Origin of the sequence: Microbacterium sp. LWO12-1.2 (assembly GCF_040675875.1) — a bacterium.
Classification (GTDB): domain Bacteria; phylum Actinomycetota; class Actinomycetes; order Actinomycetales; family Microbacteriaceae; genus Microbacterium.
The window spans coordinates 2,971,645-2,988,187 of record NZ_JBEGII010000001.1; the positions used below are offsets into that span (position 1 = coordinate 2,971,645).

Below are 16,543 nucleotides of genomic sequence, written 5' to 3' on the forward strand. Positions count from 1 at the left end.
CCGTCGGATCACCGGTCAGCCGCCGAGGTTCGTCCATACGGTGCGCGTCTCCAGATAGGACTCCAGGTTCGCGTGCCCCATGTCGCGACCGTAGCCGGACATCTTGAAACCGCCGAAGGGCGCCGCGGCGTCGGTCGCGCCGTACATGTTGATGTACACGGTTCCCGCCTGCAGGAGCCCGGCGAGGCGGTTCGCCTTCGTGATGTCGCGCGTCCAGATACCCGCCGCGAGCCCGTACGGAGAGTCGTTCGCACGGCGGGCGATCTCGTCGATGTCGTCGAACGGCTGTGCGACGACGACCGGACCGAAGATCTCCTCGCGCACCGCGGTGAAGGTGTCGTCCACGTCCGTCAAGACCGTGGGGCGGATGTAGTAGCCCCCGGGGATCACGGCATCGGGGAACCCCGACCCGCCGGCGGCGACCGTCGCGCCCTGCTCCTGGGCACCATCGATGTAGCCGAGGACACGCTCGTGCTGGCGGGCCGAGATGACCGGGCCGATCTGCGCGGACGGGTCGAAGCCGTGCCCGACGGCCATGGATGCGGCGATGTCGGCGAGACGCCCCACGACATCGTCGTACGAGTGCTTCTGCACGTACAGGCGGGAGCCCGCCGCACAGGCCTGCCCGGCGTTGAAGAAGATCGCGCTGGCCGCGGCGGCGGCGGCCTCCTCCGCGGGGCTGTCGTCGAAGATGATGTTCGGGCTCTTGCCCCCGAGCTCCAGCGTGACCCTCTTCACCATCGGCGCCGCGCGCTGCGCGATGCGGGTGCCCACCGCGGTCGAGCCGGTGAAGGCCACCTTGTCGACGTCGGGATGGTCGACGAGAGCTTCGCCCGCCTCGGCACCGTAGCCGGTGAGGATGTTCAGAACGCCCTTCGGCATCCCCGCCTCGAGGGCGAGCTGACCGAGACGCAGGAGGGACAGCGGCGTGTTCTCGGCGGGCTTCATGACGATCGTGCATCCGGCCGCGAGCGCGGGGGCGATCTTCCACACGCCCATGAGCAGCGGATAGTTCCACGGCACGATCTGGGCGACGACACCGACGGGAACGCGTTCGGTGCGCACCATGGCATCCGTGATCGACACGGGGATCGTGTTGCCCTCGATCTTCGACGGCCACCCGCCGAAGTACTCGAAGTGGTTGATCGCGAGCGGCAGGTCGACGGTCGCGGCCGCACTCTTGAGCTTCCCTCCGTCGAGGACCTCCAGCTCGACGAACTCCTCGGCGCGCTCCTCCAGCAGGCGGGCGAGCCGCAGGATGATCCTCCCGCGGTCGAGTGCACTCATGCGTCGCCAGGGGGCGTCGGGGGCGAAGGCCCGCCGAGCGGCCCGCACCGCGCGGTCGGCATCGACCGTGTCCGCCGCCGCTGAACGCGCGATGACGGCGCCCGTACCAGGGTCGACGATGTCGATCGTGCGCCCGGAATGGGCTTCGACGAGCTCCCCGTCGATCAGCAGACGCGGCGGCTGAGCGAGAAAGCGCTTCGTCGCCTCGCTGATGTCGGGATCGATCGTGATGTGCGTGGGGGTGGTCGTCATCGCGGTTCCTGTTCAGGCGTGGTGCAGCGCGGCGAGCGCGTCGGCGGGGAAGGCGGTGTCGGTGTCTCCGAGCAGGAGAGCCCGGTAGGTCGCGGTGGCGGCCTCCTCGAGGTTGAGTGCGCGCCGGAATGCCATGCTCACGGAATCGCCGAGAGCGGAGCAGCCGTGGTGCCCCATGATGATGCAGTCGTGGTGCGCAGCCTGCTCCGCCGCGGAGTCGGCGAGCTCGTCCGATCCGTTCGGGTAGTAGGGGGTGGTCCCGATCGAACGCACGTAGTACGCGTGGTCGAGGGTGATCAGGCGCACATCGTGCCCGAGCGCGGTGAGGAGCACGGCGTGCTGTGGGTGCACGTGGACCACCGCATTCACGTCCTGACGGGTCTGGTAGCTCCTCTGGTGCAGCTTCCACTCGCTGGACGGCTTCGGAGAGCCGCTGATCACCTGGCCCGACAGGCTCATGACCGAGAAGTCCTCGGGGGTGAGCCTGTCGAGCCAGGTGCCGGAGGCGGTGACCACGAACGTGTCGTCATCGATGCGAGCGGAGAGATTGCCTCCGGAGGCGAGCGCGAGTCCGCGGGCGACGATGTCGACGCCGGCGGCGGACAGTTCTGCGATGAGTGATTCCACGCGGGTGGTCATGGCGACTCCTTTTCGGGGTGGGGCGGTCAGGCTGTGACGGCGGTCGGGGCGGGGCTCGCCGAGACGACGTCCTCCACGCCCTTCGGCGTCTTCAGCAGGAAGGTCAGGCCGAAGCCGACCAGGTAGAGCGCGGCGATGATCCATACCGTGCCCTCGATGCCGACAGGGGCGGCGAGTCCGGCGATGACCGGGCCGATGAACTGGCTGAGGCCGGCGCCGAGGTTGAGGATCGCGACCGCTGCGGCCTTGTTCTTCGGTGCGAGCAGCGGGACGATCGCGGACAGCGGCACGAACATGCCGAGCGCGAGGCCGTAGACGATGGCGATCGCGATCGTGATCCAGAAGTTCGGTCCGATGAGGGTCGGGACGTAGAACAGCGCGAGCACAGTGACGAAGCATCCGATGCCGCCGGCCCAGGCGACCACGTTGACGCGACCGATCCAGTCGGCGAGGTAGCCGGAGAGGAGGTTCGCGGCGACGTTCGCGGCGAGCATGGTGCCCCAGATGATCTGCCACTGGGCGAGGTCGAAGCCGACGTCGCGGACCATGTAGGTGGTCAGGAAGACGACGAACGCATAGAACGAGAGCGTGTTGATGATGCGGACCACGCCGCCGACGCCGACCTTCGGGTTGGTCGCGACGATCGTGAGCGAACTGACGACACCCTTGACACTGTTGGCGACCGTGACCTTCTTGGTGACCGGGTTGCGCAGGAGGACGAGCACCATGAGCCCACCGACGACGACGAAGGCCAGCGCCATCCAGAGGGTCGCCAGCTCACCGATGATCGGGATGACGGCGCCGGCGAAGTAGGAGCTCAGCACGCCGAGGCCGAGCGTGGAGAAGAACCAGTACCAGCCGACCGCGCGCCCCATGACGCTCTCGTCGGTGTCGATCGTGACCCAGACGAGGAATCCATAGGCGAACATCGGGTAGCCGAGGCCCCGGATGCCGAAGGCGAGGAGCATGATCTCGAAGTTGCCGCCCATGACGCCGAAGACGAGGAAGAGCACTTCGAAGACGACCCAGATGCCGAAGCCGAGCATCATGACGCGCTTCGGGCCCCAGGCCTCTGCCAGCGCGCCGCTCAACCAGGCGGCCACGGCGACGACGATGCCGTACACGGACCAGAGCAGGGCGATCTGACCACCGTCGAATCCGCGCTCGTCGAGGTACGGGGAGAGGAAGCCGGCCTCGATGCCGTCGCCGATCATGAAGACCGTCAGCGCGACGAAGCCCCAGGCGATGGGCCGCGAGATGCCCTGCGAGCTGAGCAGGCGCGCGAAGCGACCTTCGACGGGAGGTGATGCGGGGGTGACCATGGGTGTCTCCTCGTTGAGCGCGTAGAGAAATCGGGGTAAGTGTGTACATTTGTTCACGGAAGTGAACCAATGCCCAAGGACATCTTGGGCAGGAGTCACGGAATTGTCAAGCAGCGCGACGACGGCCGGGGGAACCGGCATGGGAGGATGTTCAGCATGCTGATGGGTCGCGTGGCGCGCATGTACTACGAGCTGGGGCTCACGCACCAGGAGATCGCCGACACCCTCGGGCTGTCGCGCGTCCGGGTGACGAGACTGCTGGCCGAGGCCAGGGAATCGGGCATGGTGGAGATCATCGTGCACGTGGAGGAGTCGCTCTTCGCCGCGGAGGAACAGGCCCTGCTGAGCCGCTTCGGACTGCGCCAGGCGTGGATCGCCCCGAGCATCGACGACCCCGCGAAGGCTGCTCGGGCGATGGCGACGGTCGGCGTCGAGGCGCTCGCCAGCGTCATCGAGAAGGACACCACGGTCGCCATGGGGCTTTCCACGGCGGTCGCCGCCGTGGTCGAGGCCTTCCCGACGCGCTCCCTCGGGGCACGCTTCGTCCCCCTCACCGGCTCGAGCAGCGGCCTCGCCAACGGAGCCAGCCCGCACGAGCTGACCCTCGCACTGGCTCGACGCACCGGCGGCGCCGCATTCCACCTCCCGGCACCGCTCGTCGCCGCGTCCGCCCAGGCGGCGGAGAGCGCATACGCCGACCCCGGGGTGCGCGATGTCCTCGCCAGGGCCGCAGAGGCCACGACAGTGATCGCCGGCATCGGCAGCACGCAGGACACGCGCGGGCTCCTGTTCGGCTCGTTGAGCGAAGAGGAGCGCGCCGCACTCCTCGAAGCGGGCGCGATCGGCGACATCGGCGGGCGCTTCTTCGATGCCACCGGGGCACCGGTGCGCGGTGCCCTCGATCACAGGGTCGTCGGACTCGACCTCGACCAGCTCCGCGCGATCCCCCATCGGCTGGCGATCGCCGCGGGTCCGGCGAAGCTCGACGCCCTGCGGGTCGCGCTGTCGAGCGGCCTCGTCACCATGCTCGTGACCGACTCGACCACCGCCGCCGGGCTGCTCGGCTGACCACCGAAGCCGCCCGGGCAGCGGCGAGATCTAGCCCACCGCGGCGAGCGCCTTCTCGTTCGCCGTTCCGGGCACACGCCGCCCTGCGAGCCACCCCCGCAGCGCGTCAGCCGCGATGCGCGAGTGCTCGACGATCACGTCATCGGACGCGCCGGCGATATGCGGTGTCATCGTGACGTTGTCGAACGTGAAGAGCTCGTGATCGTGAGGCAGCGGCTCCTGATAAAAGACGTCGAAGCCGGCGCCGGCGATCCGCCGCTCGCGCAGCACCGCCATCAGGGCCTGCTCGTCGATGATCGCCGCACGACCCGCATTGATCAGGAACGCGTCGGCGCGCAGCAGCGCGAGCTCACGCGCGCCGAGAAGCCCTTCGGTCTCCGGCATCAGGGGTACGTGAACCGTGACGATGTCAGAGGTCGACAGCACTTCGTCGAGCGGCACCACGCTGGCGTCTTCTCCGAACGCGTCAGGAGCCAGGAAGGGATCGTAGACCTTGACGGTCATACCGAATCCCCGCGCCCGGGAGACCATGCGCCGGCCGATCGCGCCACCGCCGAGGATGCCGAGCGTTCGTCCGTTGAGCCCGATCGAGCGGAAGACCTCGTAGGGCTCGAAGACATCGCTCTCGACCCAGTTTCCAGCGCGCAGCCACCGCTCCGATTGGCTCACCTTGCGCACGGTGGCCAGCAGCAGCGCGAAGCTCAGGTCCGCCGTGACCTCCGCGTTGCGCCCTGGCGTGGTGAAGACGGGGATGCCTCGAGCAGAACAGGCGTCGAGGTCGACGTTCGCCGGCTTGGCCCGGCACGAGACGACCGCCCGGAGCTCGGGAGCCTTCGCAAGGGCTGCCTCGTCCACGACGTCGAGCTCGGCGATCACGACGTGCGCGGCGGCCAGAGAGTCGTCGACGCCGCGGTCCGCGAGCGATCCGCCATCCATGGTGGCGGCGACGATCGTGACATCGAAGGCATCCGCGAGGGACTCAGCGATGGCGGTATCGAACGGCGCCGTGATGAGCACCTTCGGGCGGGACTGTTCAGTCATGTGTCTTCTTTCTGGGATGGCGATCAGTGGATGCGGGGCCGGAAGAAGCCGACGAACCGGCGCTCTCCCGCAGGCGTCGCAGACCAGGCCAGTGCGGGCGCAGAGCATCGCGAGTGGCGATGAACTGCGCGTACATGTGTTCGTACACCGCCACGCGCGAGGCATCGGGACGGAAGGTCGTGGTCGACGGGGCCAGACGATCTGACGCATCGCGAAGGTCTGCGGCCAGGCCGACCGCGGCCATGGCGAGAGTCGCGACTCCGCGAGCACCCACCTCGGGCTCGTCCTGGCGCACGATGTCACGTCCGGTGACGTCGGCGAGGATCGAGCAGAGCAAGTCGGAGTCGGATCCGCCGCCGCAGACGAGGAGGGGGCCATCGAGACCGAGAGCGATCATGCATTCGCGGAGGCTGAAGGCCAGCCCTTCATAGACGCTGCGCAGCAACTGACCGGGGGTCGTGGTGACGCTGATCCCGAGCCACGACGCGGAGGCGTCGGGCGCGAAGAACGGCGCTCGCTCCCCACTCGGAGACCCGTAGGGGAGGTAGACGACCCCGCCGCTGCCGGGCGGAACCGCGACGGCCCGCTTCTCGACGACGACCCAGTCGTCTGCGTCCAGACCGAGCGTCGCCCGCACCCAGTCGAGGTTGGGGGTTCCGGTCATCGGCGCCATGGACTCGAGCACCTGCGCTCCGCGTCCCGTGGCGAGCACGATGCTCGACTCGGTGCGCACCTCGGCCCGTGAGGCATGGTTGATGCCGATGAGGCTGGTGGTGCCGAGGATCGCGTAGCCCCGCCCGTCGTCGAGCACGCCGAGCCCGACCCCGGCGGCAGCGGTGTCGACCATTCCGACCACGACCGGGAGCCCTTCGGGCAGTCCCAGCGCCGCGGCCACCGCCGGCTGCACGACTCCGGCGATGCGCTGCGGGTCGAGCACGCCGGGCAGGCGATCACGGAAGTGCTCCTGCCCGAGTGCTGCGAGCAGTTCGTCGGAGTACGACCCTGTTGCGGTGTCGAGGTACGTGCGGGACGCTTCGCTGGGATCGGTCGCGCGGTTGCCGGTGAGCTTGAAACGCAGCCAGTCCTTGCAGTTCAGCTGGGTCGCCACCCGATCGCGGATGCTCGGCTCCGCCGCCATCAGTTCATCGACGAGGAGCGGCAGCGCACCGGAGAAGAGGGGCGAGCCCGTTGCGGCGTGGACTGCCGCCGCACGCCCGTCGTCCGACCAGTCGTCGAGGCGCGCGTGGGCACGGCCATCCAGCCAGAGCGCCGCGCGGCCCACCGGACGCCCGTCGACATCGACGAACCAGGCACCGTCACCCTGCCCGGTCACTCCGAGGGCCACGATCTCCGCGTCGCCGACCTCTTCGACGACGGCGGCGATGGTGGATGCCGCGGCATCCCAGATATGGTCCATGTCGGCCTCAGCGCGCCCGTCATCGGAGCGCTGCACACGGACACTCGAGCGAGACACGCTCGCGATGCGACCGTCGAGGTCGAACGCCACGGTCTTGACCGAGGTCGTTCCGGCATCGACGCCGAGGATGAGGGGAGTGCGGCTCTGCACACTGAACTCCGAACAATAGTACGAGCAAGTGATCTATTGTTCAGCTTAGCCCGAGTGCCCGTGCACATCAACACTCGCTACGGGTGACACCCCGTGCCCGTCATCCGCGATTCAGCGCGTGCCGCTCAGCTCGTCCGTGCGACGGCGGATGGTGAACCAGAGCCCCACTCCGAGCAGTAGCGCGCCGAGCACGCCACCACCGATCCACGCGGTGCCCCCTGTCGCGGCGAGGCCCGGAGGAGACACCGTCGTCACCGTGTCGCAGTCGTCATCGGTCGAATCCGCCGCGCAGTTCGCACCCGACCCCTTCGGAGTCAGCACGACGTTGCGGAACTCTCCGGCTCGCTCCACGGTCACCGTGTACGTCACTGTCGCCGTCTCGCCGACGCCCAGCGCTCCCGCCCACGACAGGATCGGCTCGTCGTAGTCGGCGCCACCGCTGGCGAAGCCGTCGTACGTGCCGAGGCGGAGAACATCGGTCAGGTCGTCGGTGAACGACGCTGGCCTGTCCACCGTGTACGGAACATCACCGGTGTTGGTCACCGTGACCGTGAAACGCACGGTGTCGCCGACCGCGACGTGTTCGGCGGACACCTGCTTGCGCACCTGGAACGTCGCCACCGGCGTCTCCGTGAGGCATGCGCCGGACTCCGCGCACGCGCCGCCCGGCCCATCGGCGACCACGGCGTTGCGCAGGATCTGATCACCGTTCTGCGGCCGGTCCACGGTCACCGAGTACGTCACCGTGACGGATTCCCCGATGCCGAGCGCCCCGCTCCACGACAGCTCGTCGCCGATCACGACGGCACCGGCGGAGGCATCGCCGTTGTAAGTCGCGTCATCGAGCACCCCGGAGAGGTCATCGACGAACGATGCCGGCGCGTCCGCGGTGTACGGGACCAGCCCGATGTTGGTCACCGTGACCTCGTAGCCGACCTCTCCTCCCCCCACCACATCCTGCACGTCCGTGGTCTTCTCGACCGAGTACGCCGCGACGGCGGTATCGGTTGCGCACCCGTCACCGACGCAGGCCCCGCCGGGCGCGGCGGGGGTGACCACGTTCTGCAGCGAGAAGTCGCCGCTGACGGGATCGTCCACCGTCACGGAGTAGGTCACCTGGAGCGTCTCACCCACCTCGAGCGGACCGGACCACGTCAGCACGTCACCGTCGATCGCCCCGCCGGCGGAGACGTCGTCGTTGTACACTGCGTCGTCGAGCACACCCGAGAGGTCATCCAGGAAGGACGCGGGGTCCTCGTCGGTGTAGGCGACCTCCCCGGTGTTCTCGACCGCGATGTTGTATGTGACGACGTCACCGGGACGCGCCACCTCAGGCTCGACGGACTTCTCGATGGAGAAGGAGGCGACCGGCACCGCCAGGGCGCACGTGACCGCGGTGGCCGCGTCGTTCCCCGCGACCGGGTCCTCTTCATTACCGAGGACCGTCGCGGTGTTCGAGAGGCAGCTACCGGCAAGGATGTCGGAGTCGGCCTCGATCCGGAACGTGGCGGACTCACCCGCGCCGAGACGACCACCACTGACGGTCACGGTGCTCCCGCTCACCTCGGCTGTGAAGTCCCCGACCACCGCGGGGTTGCTGAGGCCGGCAGGGAGGGTGTCGGCGACCGTCCAGCCGCTCGACACCCCCGCACCGTTGTTCGTGACCGTGATCTCGTAGCTGATGCGCTCGCCCGGCTCATGCGTCGCCGGGACGGTCTTGGCGATCTCGAGGTCGACGGGCAGCCCCGGAATGGCCGTCCCGTCGTTGAAGTCGGATCCGGGGCCGGGCACGGTCGAGATGATCGCGAAGCCGGGTGTCGCCGTGGCGCCGTCGGTGATCTCGAGCTGGACGACATCACCCGTCGCGTTCGCGGAGAAGCCAAGGTTGCCGTTTCCGAAGTTCCACACCCCGCCGTATCCCCCGGTCGTGGTCGGCATCACGCCGGGGAAGACGGTGATGCTGCCCGTCACCACGTCGATGCGGCGCAGGTCGCCGGCGTTGTTCGCTCCCCACGCGAACCCGTTCGCGAAAGCGAAGTCCTGCACGCCCGGCTGCACGCCGAGGTCGATGGTGCTCACCACGGCCCCGGTCGTGACGTCCAGCGCCCGTACCGTGGTGTTGGGTCCGGAATCCGAGATGTAGTAGAGACCGTCGGCGGGATTGAACGCCCCGGAGAAGAAGCGGGTGGAGCCGGTCGCCGGGTGCGTGTACACCGTGGTGCCGACCCGCGTGACGGTGCCTCCCTCCCCGACACGGACAAGGGATCCGAGCGGAATCCCGGGGATCGCGTTCCCGGTGACCATCGCGTAGATGAAGTTGTCCGCCTCGTTGAAGCCGATCGCGTTGTAGCCGACGGGGGCTGCACCACCCTCATCGCTGAACACGAAGGAGCCGTCGTCGACCGTCTGTGCGCGCTGCAACTGCGATGGGGTGTTCTGCGCGATGAAGACCACAGGGACGGCCGGATCGAACGCGTCGCCGGGGGCAGCCGCGGCGGGGACCGGGGCCGCCACCGGATTCACCGCCGTCAGGAGTCCGGCGACGAGGGCCAGCACGGCGGCGAAGATCGACGCCGACCGCGGTCTGCGACCGCGCCCTCCGCGATCAGCGTGACTGTGCGCGTTGGCGAGCATCCGTGCCTCCCTTCCCGTGGGGTCGAATCGGTGCCCAGCGGCCCCTGCTGAGAAACAGATCGGCGATCCGCGTCATGAAAGCGCTACGCCGGGGTCCGGATGTGTACAGGTTCCCCACCACCTGACCGACCCAGGTCGGATGCTCCCGGTCTCCCCAGGCCGGGAGGGGGGACGGGCCGCGAACGCCGCCCTCCCCCGATTCCCCACCTCCGGCCCGCGCATCGCAGCGCGGGCCGGAGTTCACTCCGCGGTGAAGTTCCATGTCGTCCACGGCCCGTAGTCCCCCGTCGCCGGGTTCGCATAGCGGAGTCGCATCGTGTGCGCCCCTGGTGCGACAGAGAGGTACTCATTCCATGCTCCGCTGCTCGGTACTCGGATGGTGTGGATAGGAGTCACACCGACGATCTGCCGCTGGAGGACCGTTCCCGCCCCCGCCGTGAACGCGAACCGGAAGCGGTTCGCGGCCACGGTCGTTCCGGACATCGGCGTCGCCGCCGGCGGGGGTGACGTCAGGGTGTAGGTGAGGGGCGCGCTCGCGGGCGATGCCTTCCCTGAGGCGATCTGCCGCGCCACCACGGATTGTGTGCCCGCTTGAGCGGACGTCAGATGCGCGGTCCACGTGCCGTCTGCTCGCGCGACCGTGCTCGCAATCGTCTCGCCCCCGCTGCCGAGGATCTCGACCACGGCGCGCGGCGACGCATCATCACCCGAGACCTTGGGGTACATCCGCGGGTCGAACTGAGCGATCGTGGCTCCGGGTGCTGTCGGGGTCGACGGGCTCGCTCCCGGTCCCGGAGGATCCGGGTCGGGGAGCACCGCTCCCGCCCCTCCGGGTACTTCCGAGTCCGGCCCCGCACCCGGCAGGAGCGGACGGGAGGAGACCTGCGGCGAAGGCATCGGCGACGGGGTCTCACCCGGAAGCGGCGACGCCGATGGGCTGGCGGCTGGCGGCTCCGACGACGGGGGCGACTGCGCGTTCGACGGCTGCCCTCCGGCACCCGGTGCCGACCCCGATTGCGAGGTGAGCGCGGCGTACGCACCGAGAGCCCCCAGCGCGAGAAGGAGCAGCAGCAGCAGAACGAGGAGGACGGTCCTCCGACGCCGCGAAGCCGTGCCAGCGCTCGGCGCCGTCTCGGAGACCGTGACGTCGAATCCCGAGGCCATCGCCGCCGAGAGAGGAGGAGGACCCAGAGTGGAGACGTAGCCCGCCGCGCCCGAGACTCCCGCGACCGCGGGGAGCACCGACATGGTCAGGTTCGAGAGGTTCTTCGCCTCCTCGAGAGCACTCGGACAGGTGGGGCAGGAGGAGAGGTGCGACTCGAGCGTGGCGCGCGCTCGCGCGGACAGCCCATCGCGCGTGTGCGCTCCCATGTCCTTCAGCGCGTCTCTGCACTCCGGCGTCTTCGCCCCGGAGAGCTGTGCAGTGATCCATCCGTCGCGCAGGCCTCGCTTCGCGCGCACGATCAGTGCCGACACGGCGTTGGGGGCCACCCCGAGGAGCACGCTGATGTCGCGCGGCTTCATGCCGTCGACCTCGCTGTACCAGAGCACCTCCTGCCAGCGGGCCGGCAGACCACGGAAGGCCTCCAGGGCCGCCCCGCCTTCGAAGTTCTCCACCGCGGAGACCTCCCCCTCAGGAGCGGCCGGGTCGATGACGTACTCGAAATCGCCCACGGCGATGGAGGTCTCCCGCACGTACCACCGTCGTCCGACGTTGCGCACCGCCATGATGAGGTACGGACGGAATCCGGTCGTGGGGCCGCCGCCGGCCTTGATCGAGCGCAGGACTCGAGCGAACGCCTCCGAGACGATATCGTCGGCGTCGAGGTAGTCGAAGGTCCGCGCCACGGAGTACGCAGGGCCGGCGTGACGCCGCCACAGCTCTGCGTAGGCCCCGGAATCCTGGTCGCGCACGCGCTGTACGAGCTCCTGATCAGAGAGGGAGTCGGGCGTCTCCCCTGCGCTCATCGTCAGCCTTCCCTTTCATCGGCGAACAGGACGAGCCGCCCTCGTGGAGCGCCATCTAATTGAGCATATTGGAATACTGCTTAACCCCGTGTGAGGGGTGCCACCCGCGCAACCCGGGTGGCACCCCTCAGGGTCCTACGGCACCGCTCAGGCGATCACCCTTCGCCGCCGCTGCCACAGCAGGCCCGCGCTCATCAGGGCGACCAGCGCCCCGGAGCCGACCCAGAAGCTGAAGCTTCCGACACCGCCGGTGAGCGGGATCGACGGCACCTCGGAGAGTTCGTTCTCGATCGCCTCCGACAGGGCGGTCACGCCCTGCACATCGACGAATCGCGGTGTCGGGTCGAGCTGGAACCCCGCGGGGGCCCGCGTCTCCACCAGGCGGTAACGTCCATCCTCCAGCGGCTCCACCCGGATCAGACCCGCCTCCGGGTCCACGTCCGGTCCGGTGCACTCCGCAGCGTCACCCGCGACGCAGTCGACCACCGCGACGGATGCTCCGGTGGGCTCGTCATCCGCGTCGACGGGCGTGAGCTCCCACTCGGATCCTTCGAGCCGAGTGCCGTTCTCGACGCTGACCTTCTCCCACGAGAGGCTCGAGGGCAGCACCTCGATGCCGGCGGGATCGCACGACTCCTCGACCGGAGCGGGCTCGCCCGGTGCCGGCGCAGGCGCATCCTCGGGGGCGACGCATGCGGTGTTGACGAGATAGCCGCCGTCAGGCCGTTCGGTGAGGTCCACCTGATACTCGATCGTCACCGCGTTGTCCTCGCCGGGCAGGAGCTCAGGGAGCACCGCGCCCGCGGCGAGACCTGCCGGGAGAGGATCGAGGGCGGCCAGATCGACACGGTCATCCGTGATCACGAGGTCGCGCAGAGTCTGGTCGCCGGTGTTGGTGACCACCAGGCGGTACGTGAGCGTCGAGCCGGTGTGGAACTGCGGGTAGTCGTCGACGTCGTTCGCGTCATGCCACTCCCCCTCCGCGTCCTGCACGTACTTCTTCAGCGCGACCGAGTTCACCGCGCCGATCTCGAAGCGGCTCGAGGTGCGCATGACGAGCTTCGTGCGGTCGGACCGCGCCTCGGCACGGTTGACGTACACATCCTCGAACGTCGCGCCGTCCGTGATGACGGCGATCGTGAACTCCTGCATCGCCGACGGCGCGAGGGCCGGCCCGATCACGCGCACGGCCGTGGCGTCCGCGACGAACGTCGTGGACCATCCGACGGTGTTCCCCGACACACTGCCGGCGGAACCGTTCGACGCGTCTGCAGGATCGTCGACGAGCGTCGCGGGATCAGCGGTCGTGTAGTACACCGTCGCTCCGGCGACAGCCTGCACCGGTGCGCTCAGCAGGTAGTCGCCGCTGAAGCTGGTACCGCGTCCGTCGCCGTTGTAGGGAAGGATGTCGACGGTGTCGGTGAACGACTGCGTGCGGGTGTCCTTCGACGAGATGCGCACGGTCCAGGAGTCCTGAGCGACGCCGTCATCGTGGGGGACCTTCGCCTGAGCAGCAGTCTTGGTGAGCATGGTGTACCCACCGTCACGGATCTGCGTCGAGGCGCTCGAATCGACCGTGACACCTCCGGTGGACGCTGTCGCCGTGTTCGCGAACACGTCTCCTGGTTCGGCATCGGCGGGAATTCGCGCGCTGAACGTGATCACGAACTCCGTGTTCGTCGGCACATTGCTCAGGGCCCACTCGATGTTCTGCCCCGTGATCGAGGTCGGCGCAGTCGAGGCGCTGCCGGCCACGTACTCCATGCCCGCCGGCAGCAGATCGCGCACGGTCATCTGGCCGATCACCGCGTTCGCCGGCGCCTCGGCACGATACGTGAGCGTGTAGTTCACCGTGGCGCCCGGGATCGTCTCCTGCTGATCGACGGTCTTGTGGATCTGTGGTGTCGCGGCGATGATGCGCAGCACATCACGACCACCGCCCGTGTAGGGGTAGCGCGAACCGGTTGTCACCACGCCGGAGTTGGGCACATCGGCCTCCGACATGGTGCGATGCGGGTTGACCCAGGTCGTTCCGCCGTTGAAGGTATACGAGGTCCACGTCCAGATATCCTGACCGACGGCCACCGTCGGCTTGACGACAGACTTCACGTACATGCGCGCCACGGCTTCGGGGATGGTCGCACCCACGGTCGGGGTGATGATCGCCTTCACCGCGCGCACCGTGCGCATGTCGGCGGGACGAGTGGAGGTCCACCCTGACCCGTCGCACGTGAAGGTGTTCGGGTTGTAGTTCGCGCTGTCGGGATTCATGTTGTTCGAGGTTCCCGTGCCCGTGTAGTACTGATACTGCACGCCCGGGTACGCAGTGATCTGCCCTGCGGACACTGTTCCCATCGCCGCGTCGGTCACCTCGACGTAGCGGGAATCGACGATCGTGCACACTTGGGTGCTCTGGGTCGCCCCGGCCAGCGGCGAGCGTACGCCGGAGACGGACATGGCCGGCTGACCGGCGAGCGTGCGGAAGGTGTCCGTCCACTGCGACCCCTTCGCGGGCGGGGCAAGGTTGTTCAGGCTCCACCCGCCTGTCCAGGTTCCCCGTGAAGAGGCGACGCTGTTGGAGTTGTTCGCCGCGTCGTCGACCGACGTGGTCCCGAGCTGGGATGTGTACGTGGGCGTGCTCGCCTGGAACGAGCTGACCGTGGCGTCGGTGTAGGTGAACTGGAGCTTGATCAGACCTGCGGCGACCACATCCCACTCAGTGGGGAGGGCAGTGCCGCTCGAGTCGAGGCTCGGGCGCAGGGTCTTGGAGTAGTCGATGCCCGTCAGCGTGAGGCGCACGCGGTTGGTGCTGATCGCGGTGAGCGTGCAGGTCGCCGGGAACGGCGCCGTCTCGGCCGCCGGGTGACCGGTTCCCGAATGCGGATGCCCCGCCTGAGTCGAGTTCTGAGCCACGCAGCCCGGTGCCATGGCGGTGATGGTGTTGCCCGCCGTCGACGAGAAGGTGAGGTCGTAGCTCACACTGTTCGGGCCAGCCGCCGAACCAGGGGCATGACGCAGCGACCACGGGAAAGAGATCTCCTGACCCGCGCCGGCCTGCGTGCTCGAGGGCCGGCCCCCGTCGAACTTCATATCCATCGCGAACGTGTTCATGATGGGGATCTCCGGGAGCGCCGCCTGCGCGCCACCGATGGATCCCGAGATCGTCACGCCGGAGCCGGTGGAGCCGTCGACCTCGAGGCCGGCGAGCATGAGTTCCGCCGTCCCCTGATCGCGCGTCCCCAGGTTGCAGACGAGCGTGTGACCGTCGGCCGAGATCGACGAGATCGGATCCGCGCCCTCGGTCAGACACACAGACGGCACCGCAGTGAACACCGCGTTCTGTGCGGTGAAGGTGACCGTGACGTTGTCCACCGGGTCGTTCGTGGGTGCGGCCGAATCGTCGTTGATGTTGAACTGCCACACGGAGACGAGTGCGTCCCCTGAGGACACTTCTGCGGGCACCGGAGCCTGCCACTGCCCCTCGATCTCGTACACGGTCGCCGCCTGCGCGGCATCGCCATGCACGATGCCGAGGCTTCCGACGACAGCCAGAGTGGCCATGACCGCTCCGGCTTTTCGCGCCCATCCCCCGGGCGCACGGCGCGAACGCCGCCGCCTGAACATGCTCTTCTCCCGCATCTCTCCCCCTGTGGTGTGTGTCGTCATTGCGTCATCTCCGCTGATCTCAGGCGCCATCGCCGCGAGACCCCTTCGTCGTCTTGTGTGTGCGTGCGCGTCGCGCCGGCACCGGCATCCGTGCATCTGCAAAGCCCTGCCGGAGCAGGTACGCCGAGATGAGGAGGGTTCCTCCCCCGCCCAGCACCGCCCACCAGGGGAAGCCGGGGATCACCGGCTCCTGTCCCGCTGCCGTGAGGTCGGCCTCCGGCGTGGGCGTGATCCGCTCCCCGGTGACGAGGATGCGGTGCGTGTTGATCCCCAGCGGCGTGCAGGTGATCAACGTCACCAGGTCCGCACCGGGCTCGGCGCGCAAGGTGTCGGTCTGGTCGGGCTCGATCACCTTCGTCTCCCTGACCCGGTAGGTCAGCACCCGCCCGAAGGTCTCCACGGTGATGGTGTCGCCGACCTCGACCCGGTCGAGGTCGGTGAACATCGTCGCGTTGGCGAGTCCACGGTGCGCCGTGATCACCGAGCGCGTCCCGATCCCGCCGACCGGCAGGTGCGACCCTTCGAGGTGGCCGGCACCACGGTCGAGAACGGCATCGCTGGTGCCGTGATACACCGGCAGGTCCACGTCGATGCGCGGGATCTTCACCCGCGCCATCAGACCGGCCGCGTTCGCGCTGAGGATCGTCGAGTAGTCCAGTGAGTCGTCGGAGAGCGTGCCGTCGCCGACCGGGATGTTCGCGTTCTCACCCAGCACGACGCCCGCGCTCAAGGCGTCGTTGTACTCACGCGCCTGCCGCAACTGCTCCTGAGCACTGGGCTCGACATCGGCGATCGCCGACTCGTAGCCGACCAGGACCTGCGACTGGTTGTACGACGTGATCCATGCCGCCGTCATCGGATAGAGTCCTGCGCCGAGTCCACCGAGGGCGAGAAGAGCGATGATGATCGTCAGCCCGCCGGGCTTCCACCGTCGTGCTGTCGCCTGCCGACGGTCACCGCGCAGGGCAGTGCCGACCGCCGGCACGGCCGTGTCCGGTGCATCCAGTGTCTGCATGGCGCTCTCTCCCCCTCGGTGCGCTGATGCGGAGGTGTTCCGGTCCGAGGAGGCGCGATGCCTCCTCAGACCGGAACAGCTCGC

At 68.6% G+C, this 16,543-nt stretch carries 10 protein-coding genes; 1 reads left to right on the forward strand and 9 read right to left on the reverse strand.

The genetic code is table 11. The annotated features are described in order from the left end of the window. Nucleotides 1-15 precede the first annotated feature (15 nt). The 3 genes from MRBLWO12_RS14205 to MRBLWO12_RS14215 are packed head-to-tail and all read right to left on the reverse strand — an operon-like array spanning nucleotide 16 to nucleotide 3,500. A complete protein-coding gene (locus MRBLWO12_RS14205; RefSeq protein WP_363556547.1) occupies nucleotides 16-1,539 on the reverse strand; it encodes an aldehyde dehydrogenase family protein in 1,524 nt (507 codons plus the stop codon). 12 nt (nucleotides 1,540-1,551) lie between these two features. Continuing rightward, nucleotides 1,552-2,178, reverse strand: coding sequence for a class II aldolase/adducin family protein (locus tag MRBLWO12_RS14210; RefSeq protein ID WP_363556549.1), 627 nt, complete (start codon nucleotides 2,176-2,178; stop codon nucleotides 1,552-1,554). A gap of 26 nt (nucleotides 2,179-2,204) precedes the next feature. Then, entirely contained in the window at nucleotides 2,205-3,500 is a 1,296-nt protein-coding gene (locus MRBLWO12_RS14215) for an MFS transporter (protein ID WP_363556551.1), read from the reverse strand. Nucleotides 3,501-3,656: 156 nt separating this feature from the next. On the opposite strand from MRBLWO12_RS14215, the gene MRBLWO12_RS14220 reads away from it, so the two are divergent. Continuing rightward, nucleotides 3,657-4,568, forward strand: a complete 912-nt coding sequence (locus MRBLWO12_RS14220) for a sugar-binding transcriptional regulator (protein ID WP_363556553.1) — start codon at nucleotides 3,657-3,659, stop codon at nucleotides 4,566-4,568. A 30-nt stretch (nucleotides 4,569-4,598) separates the two neighbouring features. On the opposite strand, the gene MRBLWO12_RS14225 is transcribed toward MRBLWO12_RS14220, so the two are convergent. From MRBLWO12_RS14225 to MRBLWO12_RS14250, 6 genes are all read right to left on the reverse strand, one after another. Continuing rightward, on the reverse strand, nucleotides 4,599-5,609 hold the full coding sequence (locus MRBLWO12_RS14225; protein WP_363556555.1) for an NAD(P)-dependent oxidoreductase: 1,011 nt from the start codon (nucleotides 5,607-5,609) through the stop codon (nucleotides 4,599-4,601). Further along, nucleotides 5,602-7,176, reverse strand: coding sequence for an FGGY-family carbohydrate kinase (locus tag MRBLWO12_RS14230; RefSeq protein ID WP_363556557.1), 1,575 nt, complete (start codon nucleotides 7,174-7,176; stop codon nucleotides 5,602-5,604). Before MRBLWO12_RS14230 ends, MRBLWO12_RS14225 begins: the two co-directional genes overlap by 8 nt. Before the next feature lie 111 nt (nucleotides 7,177-7,287). After that, the gene (locus MRBLWO12_RS14235) at nucleotides 7,288-9,810 is read right to left on the reverse strand and encodes a DUF11 domain-containing protein (protein WP_363556559.1); all 2,523 of its coding nucleotides are present in this window, start codon (nucleotides 9,808-9,810) and stop codon (nucleotides 7,288-7,290) included. Nucleotides 9,811-10,050: 240 nt separating this feature from the next. Then, complete coding sequence (locus tag MRBLWO12_RS14240) at nucleotides 10,051-11,778, reverse strand: sigma-70 family RNA polymerase sigma factor (protein WP_363556561.1); 1,728 nt, start codon at nucleotides 11,776-11,778, stop codon at nucleotides 10,051-10,053. Nucleotides 11,779-11,925: 147 nt separating this feature from the next. Then, on the reverse strand, nucleotides 11,926-15,339 hold the full coding sequence (locus MRBLWO12_RS14245) for a DUF7507 domain-containing protein (RefSeq protein WP_363556563.1): 3,414 nt from the start codon (nucleotides 15,337-15,339) through the stop codon (nucleotides 11,926-11,928). Nucleotides 15,340-15,463: 124 nt separating this feature from the next. Beyond that, on the reverse strand, nucleotides 15,464-16,459 hold the full coding sequence (locus MRBLWO12_RS14250) for a class C sortase (protein ID WP_363556565.1): 996 nt from the start codon (nucleotides 16,457-16,459) through the stop codon (nucleotides 15,464-15,466). Nucleotides 16,460-16,543 lie beyond the last annotated feature (84 nt).

Coding starts and splice junctions, on each gene's coding strand:
- MRBLWO12_RS14205 (WP_363556547.1), bottom strand. CDS start 1,539: ATGACGACCACCCCCACGCACATCACGATCGATCCCGACATCAGCGAG.
- MRBLWO12_RS14210 (WP_363556549.1), bottom strand. CDS start 2,178: ATGACCACCCGCGTGGAATCACTCATCGCAGAACTGTCCGCCGCCGGC.
- MRBLWO12_RS14215 (WP_363556551.1), bottom strand. CDS start 3,500: ATGGTCACCCCCGCATCACCTCCCGTCGAAGGTCGCTTCGCGCGCCTG.
- MRBLWO12_RS14220 (WP_363556553.1), top strand. CDS start 3,657: ATGCTGATGGGTCGCGTGGCGCGCATGTACTACGAGCTGGGGCTCACG.
- MRBLWO12_RS14225 (WP_363556555.1), bottom strand. CDS start 5,609: ATGACTGAACAGTCCCGCCCGAAGGTGCTCATCACGGCGCCGTTCGAT.
- MRBLWO12_RS14235 (WP_363556559.1), bottom strand. CDS start 9,810: ATGCTCGCCAACGCGCACAGTCACGCTGATCGCGGAGGGCGCGGTCGC.
- MRBLWO12_RS14240 (WP_363556561.1), bottom strand. CDS start 11,778: ATGAGCGCAGGGGAGACGCCCGACTCCCTCTCTGATCAGGAGCTCGTA.
- MRBLWO12_RS14245 (WP_363556563.1), bottom strand. CDS start 15,339: ATGGCCACTCTGGCTGTCGTCGGAAGCCTCGGCATCGTGCATGGCGAT.
- MRBLWO12_RS14250 (WP_363556565.1), bottom strand. CDS start 16,459: ATGCAGACACTGGATGCACCGGACACGGCCGTGCCGGCGGTCGGCACT.